The 18636-nt window shown below is 65.9% G+C and carries 15 protein-coding genes; 11 read left to right on the top strand and 4 right to left on the bottom strand.

Annotated features, from left to right (window positions below):
• Positions 1 to 87: 87 nt before the first annotated feature.
• The gene (locus tag HDC94_RS08740) at positions 88 to 3510 is read left to right on the top strand and encodes a pyruvate carboxylase (RefSeq protein ID WP_179496732.1); all 3423 of its coding nucleotides are present in this window, start codon (positions 88 to 90) and stop codon (positions 3508 to 3510) included.
• A 1-nt stretch (position 3511) separates the two neighbouring features.
• Positions 3512 to 4003: a peptide deformylase gene (locus HDC94_RS08745; protein WP_179496734.1), complete on the top strand. Its 492-nt coding sequence runs from the start codon at positions 3512 to 3514 to the stop codon at positions 4001 to 4003.
• Between the two features lie 24 nt (positions 4004 to 4027).
• Here the strand turns inward: HDC94_RS08745 and HDC94_RS08750 are convergent, their stop codons facing one another.
• The gene (locus HDC94_RS08750; protein ID WP_179498961.1) at positions 4028 to 5851 is read right to left on the bottom strand and encodes a long-chain fatty acid--CoA ligase; all 1824 of its coding nucleotides are present in this window, start codon (positions 5849 to 5851) and stop codon (positions 4028 to 4030) included.
• A gap of 96 nt (positions 5852 to 5947) precedes the next feature.
• Here HDC94_RS08750 and HDC94_RS08755 point away from each other — a divergent pair, with 96 nt between their 5' ends.
• The 3 genes from HDC94_RS08755 to HDC94_RS08765 all read left to right on the top strand — a co-directional run bounded on the left by HDC94_RS08755 (position 5948) and on the right by HDC94_RS08765 (position 9065).
• Positions 5948 to 6898, top strand: coding sequence for an ROK family glucokinase (locus HDC94_RS08755; RefSeq protein WP_179496736.1), 951 nt, complete (start codon positions 5948 to 5950; stop codon positions 6896 to 6898).
• 29 nt (positions 6899 to 6927) lie between these two features.
• Positions 6928 to 7614 (top strand): 1-acyl-sn-glycerol-3-phosphate acyltransferase, encoded by a 687-nt coding sequence (locus HDC94_RS08760; protein WP_179496738.1) that lies wholly within the window; start codon positions 6928 to 6930, stop codon positions 7612 to 7614.
• Between the two features lie 80 nt (positions 7615 to 7694).
• Positions 7695 to 9065, top strand: a complete 1371-nt coding sequence (locus HDC94_RS08765; protein WP_374757269.1) for a class II 3-deoxy-7-phosphoheptulonate synthase — start codon at positions 7695 to 7697, stop codon at positions 9063 to 9065.
• A gap of 21 nt (positions 9066 to 9086) precedes the next feature.
• Here the strand turns inward: HDC94_RS08765 and pknB are convergent, their stop codons facing one another.
• Together pknB and HDC94_RS08775 are read right to left on the bottom strand one after the other, a co-directional pair.
• Positions 9087 to 11018 (bottom strand): Stk1 family PASTA domain-containing Ser/Thr kinase, encoded by a 1932-nt coding sequence (pknB, locus tag HDC94_RS08770; protein ID WP_179496740.1) that lies wholly within the window; start codon positions 11016 to 11018, stop codon positions 9087 to 9089.
• A gap of 50 nt (positions 11019 to 11068) precedes the next feature.
• On the bottom strand, positions 11069 to 12466 hold the full coding sequence (locus HDC94_RS08775; RefSeq protein WP_179496742.1) for a LysM peptidoglycan-binding domain-containing protein: 1398 nt from the start codon (positions 12464 to 12466) through the stop codon (positions 11069 to 11071).
• Between the two features lie 179 nt (positions 12467 to 12645).
• On the opposite strand from HDC94_RS08775, the gene HDC94_RS08780 reads away from it, so the two are divergent.
• The gene (locus HDC94_RS08780) at positions 12646 to 12987 is read left to right on the top strand and encodes an Rv2175c family DNA-binding protein (RefSeq protein ID WP_308495677.1); all 342 of its coding nucleotides are present in this window, start codon (positions 12646 to 12648) and stop codon (positions 12985 to 12987) included.
• Positions 12988 to 13002: 15 nt separating this feature from the next.
• Here HDC94_RS08780 and HDC94_RS08785 read toward each other — a convergent pair whose 3' ends face one another.
• The gene (locus HDC94_RS08785) at positions 13003 to 14118 is read right to left on the bottom strand and encodes a polyprenyl synthetase family protein (RefSeq protein ID WP_179496744.1); all 1116 of its coding nucleotides are present in this window, start codon (positions 14116 to 14118) and stop codon (positions 13003 to 13005) included.
• A gap of 75 nt (positions 14119 to 14193) precedes the next feature.
• Here HDC94_RS08785 and HDC94_RS08790 point away from each other — a divergent pair, with 75 nt between their 5' ends.
• The 5 genes from HDC94_RS08790 (at position 14194) to HDC94_RS08810 (ending at position 18628) form a co-directional block, all read left to right on the top strand.
• Complete coding sequence (locus HDC94_RS08790) at positions 14194 to 14568, top strand: DUF3040 domain-containing protein (RefSeq protein WP_179496746.1); 375 nt, start codon at positions 14194 to 14196, stop codon at positions 14566 to 14568.
• Between the two features lie 236 nt (positions 14569 to 14804).
• Complete coding sequence (mraZ, locus tag HDC94_RS08795; protein ID WP_179496748.1) at positions 14805 to 15236, top strand: division/cell wall cluster transcriptional repressor MraZ; 432 nt, start codon at positions 14805 to 14807, stop codon at positions 15234 to 15236.
• A 100-nt stretch (positions 15237 to 15336) separates the two neighbouring features.
• Positions 15337 to 16290, top strand: a complete 954-nt coding sequence (gene rsmH / locus HDC94_RS08800) for a 16S rRNA (cytosine(1402)-N(4))-methyltransferase RsmH (RefSeq protein WP_179496750.1) — start codon at positions 15337 to 15339, stop codon at positions 16288 to 16290.
• Entirely contained in the window at positions 16287 to 16880 is a 594-nt protein-coding gene (locus tag HDC94_RS08805; RefSeq protein WP_179496752.1) for a hypothetical protein, read from the top strand. The genes rsmH and HDC94_RS08805 overlap by 4 nt, the downstream gene beginning before the upstream one ends.
• A 14-nt stretch (positions 16881 to 16894) precedes the next feature.
• Complete coding sequence (locus HDC94_RS08810) at positions 16895 to 18628, top strand: penicillin-binding protein 2 (protein ID WP_179496753.1); 1734 nt, start codon at positions 16895 to 16897, stop codon at positions 18626 to 18628.
• The last annotated feature ends 8 nt before the right edge of the window (positions 18629 to 18636 follow it).

The raw sequence follows: 18636 nt of genomic DNA on the forward strand, positions 1-18636 counted from the left end.
CTAAAACGGAGGCACTTTGGGGCCGTCCGTTGGGCCAATTGCCAGAGTTCTCAGGCTCTGAGGGCTGGTCTTCACCGAAGGGACCGGATGTTCAAGAAGATCCTCGTGGCGAACCGAGGCGAGATCGCGATTCGCGCATTCCGCGCCGCATTCGAACTGGGCGCGAAGACTGTCGCGGTCTTCCCCTACGAGGACCGGAACTCCATGCACCGCCTCAAGGCTGACGAGGCCTACCAGATCGGTGAGGTTGGCCATCCGGTGCGCGCCTATCTCGACGTGAGCGAGATCATCCGGGTCGCCCTGGAATCGGGAGCTGATGCGATCTACCCCGGCTACGGCTTCCTCTCCGAGAATCCCGACCTCGCCCAGGCGGCGGCGGATGCTGGCATCACGTTCATCGGGCCGCCCACCAAGGTGCTCGAAATGGCGGGCAACAAGGTGACGGCCAAGGAACACGCCATCAGCGCGGGAGTTCCGGTGCTCAAATCGACGCCAGCCTCGAAAGACATCGATGAGCTGATCGCCGGAGCCGACGAGATCGGATTCCCCGTGTTTGCCAAGGCTGTCGCGGGCGGGGGCGGCCGCGGGATGAGGCGCGTGGACAAGAGGGAGGACCTCAGAGAGGCCCTCGAGGCCGCGATGCGCGAAGCCGACAGCGCGTTCGGCGACCCGACGATGTTCGTCGAGCAGGCCGTCGTGCGTCCTCGTCACATCGAGGTGCAGATCCTCGCCGATTCCGGCGGCGAGACCGTCCACCTCTTCGAGCGAGACTGCTCGGTGCAGCGCCGTCACCAGAAGGTCGTGGAGATCGCACCGGCGCCGAACCTCGATGAGGGCATCCGACAGGCCATGTATCGGGATGCCATCGCCTTCGCTCGCTCGATCGGCTACGTCAACGCGGGAACCGTGGAGTTCCTGCTCGATACCGCGGGGGAGCGCGCCGGCGAGCACGTCTTCATTGAGATGAACCCCCGCATCCAGGTCGAGCACACGGTGACGGAGGAGGTCACTGACGTGGACCTCGTCCAATCGCAGATGCGCATCGCGTACGGTCAGACCCTCGCCGAGCTCGGACTCCAGCAACACAACCTGCAGCTGCGCGGTGCCGCCCTGCAGTGCCGCATCACCACTGAGGATCCCGCAGCCGGATTCCGCCCGGACACGGGCAAGATCACGACCTACCGGTCACCCGGCGGCGCTGGCATCCGTCTCGATGGAGGCACCGTCGCCTCCGGTGCGCAGATCTCCCCCCACTTCGATTCGATGCTCGTGAAGATGACGTGCCGCGGCCGCGACTTCCGCGCTGCGGTGCTGCGTGCGCGCCGGGGGCTCGCCGAGTTCCGCCTTCGGGGCGTCACCACGAACATCCCGTTTCTCCAGGCTGTCCTCGACGATCCTGACTTCGTCGCCGGTGACCTCAGTACGTCGTTCATTGAGGAACGACCCTGGTTGGTGCGGGGAAGGTCGTCGAAGGATCGTGGCACCAAGGTGCTCAACTGGCTCGCCGATGTCACCGTCAACCAGCCGAACGGCAACGGGGCGGGCCGCATCAACCCGAGCCTCAAGCTCCCGTCCGTGGACCTGGACGCGCCGGCGCCTGCGGGTTCTCGGCAGCGGCTTCTCGAACTCGGGCCCGTGGGCTTCGCGTCGTCGCTCCGTGCGCAGACGGCTCTCGCCGTGACGGAGACCACGTTCCGGGACGCCCACCAGTCCCTGTTGGCGACGCGCGTGAGAACCCGCGATCTCGTCGCCGTGCTTCCTCATGTCGCTCGCCTGACGCCAGGACTGCTCTCCGTCGAGGCGTGGGGCGGTGCCACCTACGATGTAGCCCTTCGCTTCCTCGGGGAGGACCCCTGGGAGCGTCTGGCAGCCGTGCGCGACGCGGTTCCCAACATCGCCGTCCAGATGCTGCTGCGCGGCCGCAACACTGTCGGCTACACGCCGTACCCGACCGAGGTCACCGACGCCTTCGTGCGTGAGGCGGCGGCCACCGGAGTGGACATCTTCCGCATCTTCGATGCTCTCAACGACGTGTCTCAGATGCGTCCGGCGATCGACGCGGTGCTCGAGACGGGCACCGCTGTCGCGGAGGTCGCCGTCTGCTACACGGGCGATCTCCTGGACCCCGCAGAGAAGCTCTACACCCTCGACTACTACCTCCGTCTCGCCGAGCAGATGGTCGACGCCGGCGCTCACATACTTGCCGTGAAGGACATGGCCGGACTGCTCCGCGCAGAGGCGGCGTACGAGCTCGTGAGCGCGCTCAGATCCCGATTCGATGTTCCTGTCCATGTCCACACCCACGACACGGCAGGCGGCCAGCTGGCCACGCTCCTTGCCGCGTCCCGGGCGGGCGCAGATGCGGTCGACGTCGCGAGCGCGCCGATGGCCGGCACGACCAGCCAGCCCTCCGCTTCCGCCCTCGTGGCGGCGCTCGCCCACACCGAGCGCGATACCGGATTGTCGCTGCAAGCGGTCTCAGATCTCGAGCCGTACTGGGAGGCCGTACGACAGGTCTACAAGCCATTCGAGTCGGGACTTCCCGGGCCCACGGGGCGCGTCTATCACCACGAGATTCCCGGCGGCCAGCTCTCGAACCTTCGTCAGCAGGCGATCGCGCTGGGGCTCGGCGACCAGTTCGAGAAGGTAGAGGACTGGTACGCGGCGGCCAATCGCATCCTCGGTCGCCCTCCGAAGGTCACCCCATCGTCGAAGGTCGTCGGCGATCTCGCTCTTGCCCTCGCGGCAGCGAATGCCGATCCCGACGATTTCGAACAGAACCCCGAGCGCTACGACATCCCTGACTCCGTCATAGGTTTCATGGCTGGCGAACTCGGCGAGCTTCCGGGCGGTTGGCCCGAGCCGTTCCGCACGAAGGTTCTCGAGGGACGCACCGTGAAGATCGGTGTCGAACCCCTGAGCGCTGAGGATGCCGCTGCCCTCGACGGCGACTCCGTGCAACGTCGTTCGGCACTCAACCGGCTCCTGTTCCCGGGTCCGACGAAGGCATTCGAGCAGGTGCGGGAAACCTACGGTGACCTCTCCGTGCTCGAGACGCCGGACTACCTCTACGGCCTCCACCAGGGCCAGGAGCACATCGCCACGCTCGACAAGGGGGTGAGCCTCTTCGTCGGGCTCGAGGCGATCGGCGAGGCTGACGACAAGGGCATGCGCACCGTGATGGCGACACTCAACGGTCAGCTCCGCCCGGTGTTCGTGCGCGACCACAGCATCTCGGTTGACTCAGCATCAACGGAGAAGGCCGATCCGGGTACGCCGGGCCACGTGCCGGCGCCCTTCTCGGGTGTTGTGACACTGCAGGTGAATCCGGGCGATGTCGTCTCCGCTGGCCAGGCGGTGGCGACGATCGAGGCGATGAAGATGGAGGCCGCGATCACCGCCGCAGTCTCCGGCGTTGTCAAGCGTCTGGCAATACTGAAGACGCAGCAGGTCGACGCCGGTGACCTGCTGCTCGAGATCGAGGCGCTCCCCGCGCAGATGGCGAACTGACATGGCCGAACGACCGATTCGCCTCTTCGGCGACCCCGTCCTGCGATCGCGATGCGACGTCATCCCCGTGGGTGACCCGCGTGCTGCACCCCTCGTCGCGGATCTGCTCGAGAATGTGAGGATCCCGGGGCGCGCCGGCCTCGCGGCGAACCAGATCGGTGTGGGTCTCCGTGCGTTCAGTTACAACATCGATGGTGACGTCGGGTACGTGATCAATCCAGAGCTCGTCGAGGTCTCTGGTGAACCGGAACTGGTGGAGGAGGGTTGCCTCTCCGTGCCCGGTTTCTACTTCCCGCGGCGGCGGTACCCGTTCGCGCGGGTGCGGGGCGTTGACCTCGACGGCAACGTCGTGGAGATCAGTGGGGAGGGCCTCATGGCACAGGCGCTCCAGCACGAAGTCGACCACCTCGACGGGCACCTCTACATCGAGGGACTCGAGCCCGAAGCGAAGCGCGAGGCGATGCGTGCGATCCGGCAGGCACCCTGGTACTAGGGCGCCCGCCGGAACTGCTGCGCGCTACTGGGAGACCGAAATGCCCTCGGTGGGTGCTCCCGTGTAGATACCCTCGATGACATCGGCGAAGTCCACGAGGATGACATTGCGCTTGATGCTGAGCTTCGGCGTGAGGTGACCGCTCGCCTCCGTCAAGTCGGACTCGAGGATCTGGAACTTGCGGATCGACTCCGCACGCGAGACGGCGCCGTTCGCGGCATCCACCGCGCTCTGCACCTCCGCGAGAACGGCAGGATGCTTCGCGGCCTCCGCGACGCTCATCTGGGCGTCGAGCTGGTTGTTGGCGAGCCAGACCGGCAACATCTCCTCGTCGAGGGTGATGAGGGCCGAGATGAACGGCTTCTGATCGCCCACAACGATGACCTGTCCGATGATCGGGTTGGCGCGGATCGGATCCTCGAGAACAGCGGGAGCAACGTTCTTGCCGCCGGCCGTGACGATGATCTCCTTCTTGCGTCCGGTGATCTGGAGGTAGCCCTCATCGTCGATCTCGCCGAGGTCGCCCGTCTTGAACCAGCCGTCCTCGAAGACGTCCTTGGTGGCGGCCTCGTTGTTCCAGTAGCCGTCGAAGACGCAGACGCCCTTGACCTGGATCTCACCATCGGGAGCAATACGCACCGAGTTGCCGGGCAGGGGCGGCCCGACCTTGCCAATCTTGAAGTGCGATGGGACGTTGACCGACACGGGTGCCGTGGTCTCGGTCAGGCCGTAGCCCTCGAGGATCGTCAGGCCGAGGCTGCGGTAGAAGTGACCGAGTCGAAGACCGAGCGGCGCCGATCCCGACACCGCGTACTGGGCGCGACCGCCCAGGGCAGCGCGGATCTTGCTGAGGACCAGACGGTCGAAGATGGCGAACTGGATCTTGAGGCCGAGCGGAACGTGCCCGGCATCGAGCGCCTTGGAGTGGGCGATCGCGACATCCGCGGCCCGGCGGAAGATCTTGCCCTTGCCACCGGCCTCTGCCTTCTGCTCTGAGGAGTTGTAGACCTTCTCGAAGACCCTGGGCACGGCGAGGAGGAAGGTGGGCTTGAACGAGCCCATCGAGGGCACGAGCAGCTTGGTGTCCGGCTGGTGGCCGACCTTGACTCCTCCCTCGACGGCGAGGATCGAGATGTAGCGCGCGAAGATGTGCGCGAGCGTGATGAACAGCAGGGTGCTGGACTCCGGGTTGACGACCTCCGGGATACGCCGCTGGGCATTCCGCGCGAGCTCGACGAAGTTGGAGTGCGTGATGATGCAGCCCTTGGGCTTGCCGGTGGTGCCCGAGGTGTAGATGAGGGTCGCGAGATCGGAGCCCTTCGCCAGGTTGCGGCGCCGCTCGATCTCCTCGTCGGTCACGGCAGTGCCGGACGCCGCCAGTTTGTCGAGGTCTCCGAGGTCGATCTGCCACGAGTTGCGGATGGCAGGGACATCAGGACGGATCTCGTCGAATCGTGCGAAGTGGTCCGCGGTCTCCGTGATCATCGCTACTGCGCCGGAATCGGTGAGGTTCCACAGGATCTGCGCCGGGGCGGATGTCTCGTACACGGGTACCAGGACGGCTCCCGCGAACCACGTCGCGAAGTCGATGAGCGTCCACTCGTAACGGGTCTTGGCCATGAGGCCGATCTTGTCGCCGGGCTCGATGCCAGCGGCCACGAGGCCCTTCGCGAGCGCGGTCACCTGGCGGAGGAACTCGGAGCTCGTGACATCCCGCCATCCGCCGTCATCGGTGGGAAGTGCGAAGAGCGCCCGATCGGGTGTCGCCTTGACCCTGTCGATGAGCAGGTCGGTGACATTGGCTTCAGGATCGGCTTCAACTAGTGCTGGAACGTCGAACTGTTTCACGGCAACTCCTTTGGTACCGGTCAGGGTCATTCACCTCAGTCTAACCGGGGGGTTCCGGCGAAACCGAGGCTTCGCTGGACGCTAGGCTCGTCATCCGTGCATGCCATTGGAATTGATATCGGCGGGACGAAGATCGCCGGCGCGGTCGTCGACGAGGCTGGCGAGATCCTCGCCGAGGAACGCATTGCCACAGAGGCGGGCAAGCCCAACGCGATCATCGATGCGGTCGTGGAGATGGTCCAGCGCCTCTCCGTCGGTCGCGAGATCATCGCCGCCGGTGTCGCGGCGCCAGGGTTCATCGACTCCGCCCAGTCGACGGTGTACTACGCACCGAACATCAATTGGCGCAATGAGCCCCTCCAGAGTCGTCTCAGCGACCGCCTCGGCATCGACGTGACCATCGACAACGATGCGAACGCGGCCGGGTGGGCGGAATTCCGATTCGGCGTTGGCCGGGGCGGACGCGACATGACCATGCTCACCATCGGGACCGGCGTGGGCGGAGCCATCGTGACGGGCGGTCGCCTCTTCCGCGGTGGTTTCGGGGCCGGAGCAGAGCTCGGCCACCTTCGTGTCGTCCCGGAGGGGTTGCCGTGCGGGTGCGGTGCGCGTGGCTGCATCGAACAGTACGGTTCGGGGCGTGCGCTCCTGCGCATGGCCAACGAGATAGCAGATGTCGGCGGCGTTGGTCTCGCCCTTGCGGAAGCCCGTCTCGCGAACGACGGAGTCCTCGACGGGCATATCGTCGGTGATCTCATCGCTGCCGGTGACCCCGGCGCGCTGCACGCGCTCGAGCAACTCGGTCACTGGCTCGGCCAGGCGTGTGCGAGTCTCAGTGCTGTGCTCGACCCGGAGCTCTTCGTGTTCGGCGGTGGGGTCGCGGCATCCGGCGATCTTCTCCTGAACCCGGTGCGCGAGGCCTTCCATCAGCATCTGCCCGCGCGTGGCTTCCATCCTGAACCGGAGTTCGTCATTGCGGAACTGGTCAACGATGCTGGCATGGTGGGCGCGGCCGACCTTGCCCGGATCCACGCCACGGCGCGATAGACTGACACTTTCATTCGGCAGGGAGTGCGATGTTCTACTGGTTCATGAAGAACCTCGTAGCGGGACCCTTGTTGAAGACGGTCTTCCGCCCGTGGGTCACCGGGGTCGAGAACATCCCGAAGACCGGGGGAGTGATCCTCGCGAGCAACCACCTCTCCGTCATCGACTCGGTGATCCTTCCGCTTGTCGTCGACCGGCGCATCTACTTCCTCGCCAAGAGCGACTACTTCGTGGGCAAGGACCTCAAGGGTTGGCTGATCAAGCACTTCCTGCTGGGGACGGGGATGCTTCCCATCGACCGCTCGGGCGGAAAAGCATCGGAGGCGTCCCTCAACACGGGTCTCGGCGTGCTGGCCAAGGGCGATGTGCTCGGCATCTACCCCGAGGGCACTCGTAGCCCTGACGCTCGGCTCTACCGCGGCCGCACTGGCGTCGCCCGCATGATCCTCGAGGCACACGTTCCCGTGGTCCCCGTCGCGATGGTCGACACCGAGAAGGTCATGCCCATCGGCAGCAAGCTCCCCAAGGTCCGCCGCATCGGAATCGTCTTCGGTGAGCCGCTCGACTTCTCGCGCTTCGAGGGGCTCGAGGGTGACCGTTTCATCCTTCGCTCCATCACCGACGAGATCATGTACGAACTGAACCGCATCAGTGGCCAGGAGTATGTGGACGTGTATGCGTCGTCGGTGCGTGAGAAGCAGACCGCTCGCCGCTGACGAGTCCCGCTCCCGCCCGACGCTAAGCTCAATCCCCGGGGCAACCCCGCCCGAAACCCTCGATACCCAAGGAACCTGCCGTGGTAGATCCGTCCGAACCCGTCGTGCTTGCTGATCCCGCTGTGGTCGCCGGTCTCGACTATTGGCGGACCCTGCCGATCAAGCAGCAGCCGCAATGGCCGGATCCGGATGCGGTTGGCGAGGCCTCGGCAAAGATCGCCACACTTCCTCCGCTCGTGTTCGCGGGCGAGGTCGACGTGCTTCGGGACCGTCTCGCGCGCGCCGCGAGCGGGGATGCCTTCCTCCTGCAGGGTGGTGACTGCGCCGAGACGTTCGCCGGTGCCACGGCCCAGCAGATCCGGGACCGGGTGAAGACCATCCTGCAGATGGCCGTCGTTCTCACGTACGGCGCATCCAAGCCCATCGTCAAGATGGGCCGCATGGCCGGCCAGTTCGCGAAGCCGCGTTCCAGCGACACGGAGACTCGCGGGGATGTCACGCTTCCCGCCTACCGCGGCGACATCGTGAACGGCTACGACTTCACGCCGGAGTCCCGTCGTGCCGACCCGTCACGCTTGGTCGAGGGCTACCACATGGCCGCGTCGACGCTGAATCTCGTCCGCGCCTTCACGCAGGGCGGTTTCGCGGACCTGCGCCAGGTGCACTCATGGAACAAGGGTTTCGCATCGAACCCCGCCAACCACCGCTACGAGAAGGTGGCGACCGAGATCGACCGCGCCATCAAGTTCATGGAGGCCGCGGGCGCGGACTTCGACGAGCTGAAGCGAGTCGAGTTCTACTCGAGCCACGAGGGTCTGCTGATGGACTACGAGCGCCCGATGACGCGGATCGATTCGCGCACCGGCACGCCGTACAACACGAGCGCCCACTTCCTCTGGATCGGTGAGCGCACACGCGACCTCGACGGTGCACACATCGACTACTTCTCGCGCGTCCGCAACCCGATCGGCGTCAAGCTCGGCCCGAGCACGTCGGCCGACGACATGAAGCGCCTCATCGACAAGCTCGACCCGGATCGCGAGCCCGGACGCCTCACCTTCATCACGAGGATGGGTGCCGGCAAGATCCGGGATGCACTCCCACCCCTCCTCGAGGCCATCAAGACCGTCGACGCGACCCCGCTGTGGGTGACCGACCCGATGCACGGGAACGGACTGACCACACCGAACGGCTACAAGACGCGTCGCTTCGATGACGTGGTGGACGAGGTCAAGGGGTTCTTCGAGGCGCACAAGGCTGCGGGAACATACCCGGGCGGCATCCACGTCGAACTCACGGGCGACGACGTCACCGAGTGCCTCGGTGGTTCGGAGCAGATCGATGAGGAGACCCTGGCGACGCGCTACGAGTCCCTGTGCGACCCGCGCCTGAACCACATGCAGTCGCTCGAGCTCGCCTTCCTGGTGGCCGAAGAACTCACGGCGTTCTGACGCCCAGGCGGCGGCCCTGGGTCAGCTACTGAAGTTGACCTTAACGGTGCTTCCCTTGGGGGCGCTCGTGCCGCCGCCGGGCGTCAGCTGACTGACGATGAAGGTGCCCGGCAGGAGATCGGCGACGCCGTTGTAGTTGAGGTCGAAGCCGGCCTCCTCGAGCTGCGGCTTCGCATCGGCCCAGGACTGCCCGACGACGTCGGGGATGACAATCTGCTCCACGCCCTTCGAGGCGATGATGTCGACGGTGTCGCCGACGCGCACCGGTGACTCGCCGTCAGAGGATCGGATTCTGAGAGCCGCGCCCTGCGGCACCGTGTCCGAGAACTCGTCCTCGCTGATGGTGCCCAGCGTGAGGCCAACACCCTCGAGTGTGGCCCGCACCTGGTCCGTGTTCTGTCCCGTGACGTCGGGTAGCGGCCCAGCGGAGACGATGAGCGTGACGGGTTGACGCTCGGGGTACTGTGCGACTCCCGTGAGGCTGGCGCCGCTGGCATCCCAGGCATCGATGATCGTGCCCGCGATGACCGTGTCGTCGAACTGCCGGATGATCGGGTCGGCGAGCGTGAAGGGGGCTGCGGCGATTGCCGCCTTGGCGTCGTCCTCCGTCATGCCGGCGAATGGGGGAACATCGATGAGCCTCGGACCCGACGAGATCAGCAACTGGATCTCCGCACCAGGCGGCACGGAGGAGCCAAGCGCCGGATCCGTTTCGGCCACCGCATCCTTAGGGATGTCGACCGACGGGATCGAGCCGTTCTCCGGATTGACCGTGAGGCCCAGTGCGGTGAGGGCATCCGTTGCCTCCTCGACCGACATTCCGGCCAGGGAGTCGGGGATGACGACGCGCGAACCCGGCCCGAATCCGAAGTACCACCCCACGGTGCCCGCGATGGCTGCCAGCGCCACAATGGCGCCGAAGATCCACCATCCCCGCTTGCGCTTCGACGCGGCCTTCTCGGCGAGGGCCACAGCAGCGTCGGGAACGGGTTCTGTCTGCGGGCGGCGTGACCCCAGGACGGTGGTCTCCGCCGTCGTGTGGACCGCGGGCGTCGCACCGGGGAGCACCATCGTGCGCTGCGTGGGTGCGCCGCTCGAGGGCTGCGCCGTCATCATCGCGCTGTGGGTCTCGAACAGGCGATCGAGCATGGCCCTGGCATCCCTGGGCCGGTTCTCGGGATCGCGCTGGGTCGCCCACAGCACGAGCTCGTCGAGTTCCACCGGCACGCTCGCATTACGGATGCTGGGGGCCGGAACGGTGCCGTTCGCGTGCTGGTAGGCGATCTGCATCGGCTGTTCGCCTCGGAACGGCTGCTCGCCCACGAGCATCTCGTACATCATGATGCCCACCGCATAGAGGTCACTGCGTGTGTCGGCGATGCCGCGCGTCACGAGTTCGGGGGAGAGGTAGGCGATCGTGCCCATCAGAGCGGCGCCGGTGGCGGTGTTGGCGCTGGCGGCACGGGCGAGGCCGAAGTCGCCGATCTTGATTCGACCGTCGTCGGCAAGGAGCACGTTCTCGGGCTTCAGGTCCCGGTGGACGATGCCGGCCTTGTGCGCAGCGGCCAGTCCCGCGAGCACCGCCTCCATGATGTCGAGGGTCTGCTCAGTCGTGAGGATCCGGTGCTCCTGCAGCAACTCGCGCAGGGTGATGCCCGGGAGGTACTCCATGACGAGGTAGGCCATGTCGCTGTCCTGGCCCTGGTCGAAGACATTGACCACGTTGGGGTGCGCGAGACGCGCGGCAGAGCGGGCCTCCTGGATGAAGCGCTCCTTGAACTGGCTGTCGTCGGCCAAGTGCCCGTGCATGATCTTGATGGCCACGCGACGCTCGAGTCGCAGGTCTGTCGCGACGTACACCGTCGCCATCCCGCCGCGGGCGATTCGTGAGCGGACCTGATACCTGCCGTCGAGAAGACGACCGATCATCGGGTCGGTGCTGTTGACGCTCACCGGCCAAGTCTAAAGTTGGCCCCCTGCGAGTCGGCCGCTAGACACGTCACTTAGGAGAGTTCCGCAAGAAGCGACCAAGCCGCCGATTCCCACTTGGCGTACGCATCGGGGTGGCCGGAGATCTGGACCGCTTGGGCGGCAACCGTCAACGGCATGGACTCCCACCCGTCGATGTCGAGCAGACCACGGGTGAATCCGGCGTTCGGGTTGCTCGGGCCGCCGTAGAACAGTCGCGCGGCATAGGACGGAGTCATGAGTTGCTGGGGCGTTCCCCAGCCGGAACTCGGTCGCTGCTGGAAGAGGCCAACCGAGTCGCGGTCGCCCCAGTCCAGATTGCGCAGTGTCGATTCCTGCATCGCCGTCGCGAGAGCGATCACGATGCCGTAGTCAGATACCCCCAGTTCACGCCCGACCTGCACGATGACGGCGGCGTAGGTGCGCGATTCGTCGGTGGATGACGTCGTCGTCTCGCTCACCGACGCGGTGGAGATCCCGGGAATGATCAGTTCGTCGCCCGTGAAGATGAGACTGTCGAGTGAGAGACCGTTTGCGGCGAGGAGCGACTGAACGTCGACACCCTGCCGCGCGGCGATACCGGAGATCGTGTCGCCGGCTACGACGGTGTACCGGCCTCCGACGGCTGTCGGGTCCGGAGCGACGGGGTCCACCGAAACCTCGGTGACCGGCGCATCCGTGACGGGGGCTGAGGGGAGCGGTGCCTCGTCGACGACCGCTTCCGATCCATCCGCCGAGTAGGCGACGGGAATCGCGAGTGTCTGCCCGGGATAGATGATGCTGGACCAGCTCAGTCCGTTGGCTGTGAGGATCGCGGCCGCGGTTATGCCGAATCGGTCCGCGATCGCGCTGATGGTGTCTCCTGCGGCGATCGTGTACCTGTCGTGCTGGGGTGCCACCTCGGCGGCCACCGGCTCCGGCAATGGTGCGCCGTTCGTAAGCTTGAGGACCTGCCCGGGGAAGATCAGCGACGACCAGCTCAGGCCGTTCAGCGCGAGAACTGACGCGGTCGCGAGGCCGAAACGGCCCGCGATATCGCTGATGGTGTCGCCGGGTTCCACGGCGTAGGTGGGCGGAGTCGACACCGACGCGGGGGCGGATGCCGCGGCATCCGGCGCCGGAGCTGCGTCTGCGACGGCCTCCGTGACCGTCTCACGTTCTGCCTGGCCGAAGGAACCTCGTGCGCCGAGGTCCTTGCGGGCTAGGGCGTTGTCGCGGGCGGTGTCGGGAGCATCGGCGGGCAGAAGCGGACCGGTCAGGTTGAGCGTCATGGCGGCCATCGACCCTGCGAGGAGGATGGGCATCGTCTGGCGCGCGGTCTGGGCCAGGCGCGCGCGGGAGGGCGAGACGAGGGGAGTGGCAGGCTCGCCGGCAAGTCCGTCGAACACGCGCCGTGCTACCAGTTGGGCGTCGTGACCCGCAGTTTCCGTCATGTCCTACCCTTCTCCCGGCCGAGGAGTTTCGCCAGTCCGCTGGCATCGTCACCAACGTGTCACAAATGTTAATCACTGTCAATTAGTGAGACGGATGTGATTTGAATTTACATGATCGAAACATTTGAGGATGCTGCGGCTGTCGCCATGACGACGCGAGGGCGTGGCACTCTTGATGCGTGTCAGAAACCCCCGAGGTCACATGGTTGACCATCCCCGACCTCACAGAAATGCTCGGCCTGAAGGTCAGCCAGGTGCGACGGCTGATCGAGGACCGTTCCCTGCTCGCTAGCCGTATCGACGGCGTGTGGAAGGTTCCGGACCTCTTCATCGTCAATGGCGAGCCCATGCATGAGCTCAAAGGCACCCTTGTGGTGCTCGCGGACGCGGGCTTCAGCGATGAAGAGGCCATGCACTGGCTGCTGTCACCCGAGGAGAGCCTCGGTGTGAGCCCCATCGCCGCACTTCTCGCGGGACGCAAGGCCGAAGTGCGGAGAATCGCTCAGGCCCTCGGTTTCTAGGAGCTGCCGCCCTGTCTACGACGCGCGGCGAGTGACGGTGATCGCCAGGTCGTGAAGACTGCTGCGCGCGCCAGCTGACAGGGGCGCGTCCGCCAGGGCGCGGGTCGCGAGGTCCACGTTGTGGGCGATGATGCGCTCCACCTCGTCGACGGCACCGCACTCGCGGAGCGCTGATCTGATCATGGCGACCTGCTCGTCGTCGAGTTGCGGATCGCCGAGCAGCTCATCGAGCAGTTCGCGCGTACTGGCGGAGAGGCGCTGGCGGGCGAGTGCGATCAGAACCGTTCGCTTTCCCTCCCGGAGGTCGTCGCCAGCTGGCTTGCCCGTCACTGCAGGGTCGCCGAACACTCCCAGCAGGTCGTCTCGCAATTGGTAGGCCACGCCGAGCGGCAGGCCGAACGCCCGAAGGCTCTCCACCTGGGCGGTCGATCCGCCGCCCAGGGACGCGCCGATGGCGAGCGGGGCTTCGATCGTGTACTTCGCCGATTTGTAGACGATGACTCGATGAGCGCGTGCCAGCGCGGTGGAGTCGGGGTGGGATACCCACGCGTTCTCCTCGAGGATGTCGAGGTACTGACCGGCCGACACCTCTGTCCGCATCCTGGCGAACTCCGCTCGGCCGGCGAGTTCGGCCTCTCGCGGCACAAGCCCCCCGGCGGCGTCGAAGAGGTCGTCGCTCCATCCGAGCAGGAGATCGCCGAGGAGCAACGCAGCTGAGCGGCCGAAGGCGTCGGCGGAGCCGGTCCATCGGCTATCACGGTGGATCGTCTCGAACTGCTTATGTGCCGCGGGGGAGCCGCGGCGGGTGTCGGAGTTGTCCATGATGTCGTCGTGGACCAGCGCGGCCGCGTGGAAGACCTCGAGGGCGGAAGCCGCAAGCACGATCCCGGGGAGTTCGGCCGAGGCATCCTCCACCGCGAAGGGATCCGGGCTGGCTGATCCCGCCACCGCCTGCCATCCCCAGTAGCAGAACAGACCGCGGAATCGCTTGCCCCCGGAAAGGTAGTTGGCGGCCAGATCCATCACGGGGTTGAGCTCGTCCGAGATGCCAGCGAGCTCCGCTCGGCGCGCGGAGAGGAACTCGTCAATTCTCAGCTGAATCAGGTCAACCAACCGGGTACTCTCAGCCATTCGTCTAGCCTAGCCACGCGGGCGGGCGTACTATGGAGGCCTTAGCGGTCCATCCCGAGACAGAAGGGACTCACGATGCCACTCTCTGAGCAAGAGCAGCGCCTTCTTGAAGAGATGGAGCGGAGCCTTTATCAGAACGACGCCGACTTCGTGGCGACGGCTCGTCCCGGTCGCGGTCGCACCAACTACCGCTTCGTTGCCGTCGGCGTTCTCGTTGCCGTGCTCGGTGTCGCAACCCTGGTGACCGGTGTCATCATCCAGCAGCCTCTGGTGGGAATCCTCGGCTTCGCGATCATGTTCGTCGGAGTCCTTCTCGCCGTCGCCCCTCCCCGTCGCGCGGCCGGTGCGGAAGCGCCCTCGGCACCGCGTTCGTCCAGTCGCCAGCGCGGACCGAGCTTCATGGACTCTCTGAACGATCGTTGGGACCGTCGCCAGGACGGTAACGGCTAAACGCCAGTTCAGGTTCTCCACTAAAAGCCAGCCCTCCGGCTGGCTTTTTTTGTGCCCTCACGAGCCCCAGATCGTGGATTTTCCCTCCACCTTCCTCCACTGTCGGTGGCCGCTGTTTTACTGGGCTGTTTGCGTCTATCCAGGGAGAATGCCACCAAATCCGTAGATTTGTGGAGTGTTGTGGAGTAAAGTGGAGCCAACCTGAATCCGGGCCGGAGAAAGAGGGGAGTGCCTGCATGTTTCTTGGCACCTATTCCCCGAAGCTCGACGACAAGGGGCGCATCATCCTTCCGGCCAAGTTCCGGGACGAACTCGCGTCCGGAGTCGTCGTCACTCGCGGTCAGGAGCGTTGCCTCTACGTCTTCAGCCAGCGCGAGTTCGAATCGCTCCACGAGAAGATCCGGCAGGCGCCGGTCACGAGCAAGCAGGCCCGTGACTTCCTCCGTCTCTTCCTCTCCGGCGCGAACCAGGAGACCCCGGACAAGCAGCACCGGATGACGCTGCCTGCCTCGCTCCGCGAGTACGCGGGCCTCAACCGTGAGCTCACGGTCATCGGCGCGGGCAACCGCGCGGAGATCTGGGACACCGAGGCGTGGAACGAGTACTACGCCGCCGCAGAATCCGACTTCGTCAACACCACTGAGGAGGTGATCCCCGGCCTGTTCTGAGTCCCTGTCGCTGACTCCCAGCCGGCAAGCCCTGACGTACTTCCCCGACGCCAGGTCGTACCGGATGGGGATCAGTTTCAGGGAACGAGGCCCACCTCCCATGGCAGAGAACACGATCCACACCCCAGTACTCCTCGAGCGGTGCGTCGAGTTGCTCGCGCCCTCCCTCGCGGAGCCGGGCGCCGTGGTGATCGACGCCACCCTCGGAATTGCGGGGCACTCCGAGGCCCTGCTCGAGCGTTTCCCCGACCTGCACCTGGTGGGCATCGATCGGGACACCGAGGCTCTGGCGCTAGCGGGCGAGCGGCTCGCTCCGTTTGAGGACCGCATCGACCTCGTGCACTCGGTCTACGACCAGATCCCCGAAGTGATCGACTCCCTCGGGATCGACGAGGTCAACGGCATCCTGTTCGACCTGGGTGTCTCGTCACTGCAGCTCGATCGCAGCGAGCGAGGCTTCGCCTACTCGAAGGATGCCCCGCTCGACATGCGCATGGATGCCACGGCCGGCACTACCGCCGCCGACGTGCTCCTCACCTACAGCGAGTCCGAGCTGCGCAGGATCTTCTACGAGTACGGCGACGAGAAACTCGCTCCGCGCTATGCGAGCCGCATCGTCCAGCGCAGGGAACAGAAGCCGTTGTCAACCTCGGCGGAGCTCGTCGACCTCATCATTGAGGCAACTCCCGCCGCGGCTCAGCGGGCAGGACATCCCGCGAAGCGTGTCTTCCAGGCGCTTCGCATCGAGGTGAACCAGGAGCTTTCCGTCCTCGAGCGCGCGATTCCGGCGGCGCTCGACTCGCTTGCCCTGGGCGGGCGCGTCGTCGTCATGTCGTACCAGTCGCTCGAGGACCGCATCGTCAAGCGCGCCCTGCAATCCCGCACCCGGTCGACGGCCCCGGCAGGCCTTCCGGTCGAGCTGCCGGAGCACCGGGCGGAGTTTCGCCTCCTCACCCGCGGAGCCGAAGTGGCATCCGACGAGGAGAAGGTCATCAACTCACGTTCAGCATCGGTTCGGTTGCGCGCAGCCGAACGAGTCAGGAGTGCACAGTGAGCAGCTCTGTCGCGTACGCACGCCCGATCTCGCGTCCGGATGTTCCCGGTATCGCGCCAGCACCGACCCCAGTACCGACGCCCGCACCGCGTCCGGTCGATCGCCCCGACCGCCGGTCGCGCCCCCGGGCCACCTATGCGGTGATCACGGTCGTCAGCCTCGCAGCGATTTTTGCGGCGCAGCTGCTCCTGAGCATCGCGGTCACCGACAGCACCTACCAGATCTCGGCGCTTCAGGCCGAACAGAAGGAACTGGTGCGCCAGAAGGACGCCCTCGCCGAGAAGTTGAACTTGCTCGGTTCCACCCAGAATCTCTCAGCGAACGCCGCACACCTCGGCATGGTGCCCGGCAGCAGCCCGCTGTTCCTCGACCTGAGTACGGGCGGGGTCGCTGCCGCCCCCGGCTCGGTGGACAAGGGATGCGGCGGCGCCTGCAACCTCGTGACGAACTCGCTGCTCACCGGCATGCCGCTCGTCTCACCGGAGGCCCCTGCAGCGACACTGGGTGCTGAGGCGGGAACGACGTCACCTGTGACGCCCGAGACGCCGCAAGCCCCGGTGGACGCGATCCCCGCGCCCGTGACGTACTGACAGGACTGACACTCGTGAGAACTCGACGCAGTCGACTGCGGATCACCGTCGCCGTGCTGGCGATCTTCGCGGTCGTCTCCGTTTTCGTGGTGCGGCTTGTGGACATCCAGATCGTCCAGGCTCAGGAACTCAATGCCGCAGCGCTCACCAAGCGCGCCCAGGAACTCGTCACGTACGGCACCAGGGGCTCGATCGTCGACACGAACGGAGCGGTGCTCGCGAGCACCGTCGAACGCTACGACATCACGGCATCCCCGAAGAGTGCACTTGCTGGGCACGACGCCACCGCGAGGGCCTCAACGGCACTCGCGTCGATCGCCGAGCTCACCGGCCAGGATCCGGCCGCGCTCCTTGCGACGCTGTCCGCGGACCCGGAGTCCGACTTCGTCTACCTCAAGCAGGGTGTCACCCTCGACGTGTTCCGCGCGGTGCGCGATCTCGACATTCCCTGGGTCTATTTCGAGCTGAGGCAGAGTCGCACCTATCCGAATGGGGAGCTGGCCGGCAACCTCACCGGTTTCATTGGCACGGATGGCCCCCAGGCCGGTCTCGAATTGAGCGAGGATGACTGCCTCGCCGCCACCAACGGCAGCGCCACGTATGAGAAGGGCGAGGACGGAACACGTCTTCCCGACAGCCTCGTCACCACCAAGGAACCTAAGGACGGCGGAACGCTCCGGCTCACGATCGACCGTGACCTGCAGTTCTTCGTGCAGCAGCGCATGGCGCAGACCTACAACGAGCTCGGGGCGGAGTGGGTGACCGCTGTCGTCATGCGCGTCAGCGACGGGCACCTCATGTCCGTGGTCGACTATCCGACCGTGGACCCGAACAACCCGGGCGACGCCCGCCGCGACGCGCTCGGTTCGCGCGCCTTCAGCTGGGCGTACGAGCCCGGATCCACGATGAAGACCTTGACGGCCGCAACACTGATCGACCAGGGCGCGGCCGACCCGTACACGCAGGTGGTCGCACCCGGACGCATCTACCTCTCCGACGGTGGCTTCATCAAGGATGCATGGGCCCACGATGACACGAGGTACACCCTCACGGGTGCTCTCGTCGACTCCTCGAACACCGCGTTCTCGCTGCTGTCGCAGAGCGTCGATGCCGAGACTCGACGCAACTACATGCTCGCCTTCGGCCTCAACCAGGCGACCGAGGTCGGCTTCCTGTCTGAATCCGAAGGTGTCGTGCATCCGACTTCCGAGTGGGACGAGCGGACCAATTACACCGTGCAGTTCGGACAGGGTCTCACCCTCACCGCTGTGCAGCTCGCCAGCGCCTATCAGGCCATCGGTAATGGGGGAGTCCGGCTTCCCGTTGCGCTCGTCGAGGGTTGTGAGCACGCGGATGGGACGGTCACCGACCTGCCGGAAGGCGAGTCGCGTCGCGTGGTCTCCGAGAGCGCTGCACGGCAGACGCTCGACATGATGGAGAGCCTCGTCTCGGTGGGTCCGAACGCGGGCACCCTGCAGATTCCGGGGTACAGGATCGCCGCCAAGAGTGGAACAGCGGAGGTGGCGGAGAACGGTGTGTACGGGGACAAGGCCGTGATCTCCTACGCGGGGCTCGCGCCCGCCGAGGCTCCGCAGTACGTGGTTGCCGTGAGCGCTGGCATCCCCAGTAGCATGTATAGCTCGACGAACATCGCGGGAACTTTCCACGACGTTATGGCCCAGACACTGACCACGTTCCGCGTGGCACCATCGGGACAGCCGTCGCCGTCGCTCCCACTGACCTGGTGAGGCGCGAC

The sequence above is a fragment of the Leifsonia sp. AK011 genome, from assembly GCF_013410945.1.
In the GTDB taxonomy this organism is placed as follows: Bacteria; Actinomycetota; Actinomycetes; order Actinomycetales; family Microbacteriaceae; genus Rhodoglobus.

Coding starts and splice junctions, on each gene's coding strand:
- HDC94_RS08740 (WP_179496732.1), top strand. CDS start 88: ATGTTCAAGAAGATCCTCGTGGCGAACCGAGGCGAGATCGCGATTCGC.
- HDC94_RS08745 (WP_179496734.1), top strand. CDS start 3,512: ATGGCCGAACGACCGATTCGCCTCTTCGGCGACCCCGTCCTGCGATCG.
- HDC94_RS08760 (WP_179496738.1), top strand. CDS start 6,928: ATGTTCTACTGGTTCATGAAGAACCTCGTAGCGGGACCCTTGTTGAAG.
- HDC94_RS08775 (WP_179496742.1), bottom strand. CDS start 12,466: ATGACGGAAACTGCGGGTCACGACGCCCAACTGGTAGCACGGCGCGTG.
- HDC94_RS08785 (WP_179496744.1), bottom strand. CDS start 14,118: ATGGCTGAGAGTACCCGGTTGGTTGACCTGATTCAGCTGAGAATTGAC.
- HDC94_RS08790 (WP_179496746.1), top strand. CDS start 14,194: ATGCCACTCTCTGAGCAAGAGCAGCGCCTTCTTGAAGAGATGGAGCGG.
- mraZ (WP_179496748.1), top strand. CDS start 14,805: ATGTTTCTTGGCACCTATTCCCCGAAGCTCGACGACAAGGGGCGCATC.
- rsmH (WP_179496750.1), top strand. CDS start 15,337: ATGGCAGAGAACACGATCCACACCCCAGTACTCCTCGAGCGGTGCGTC.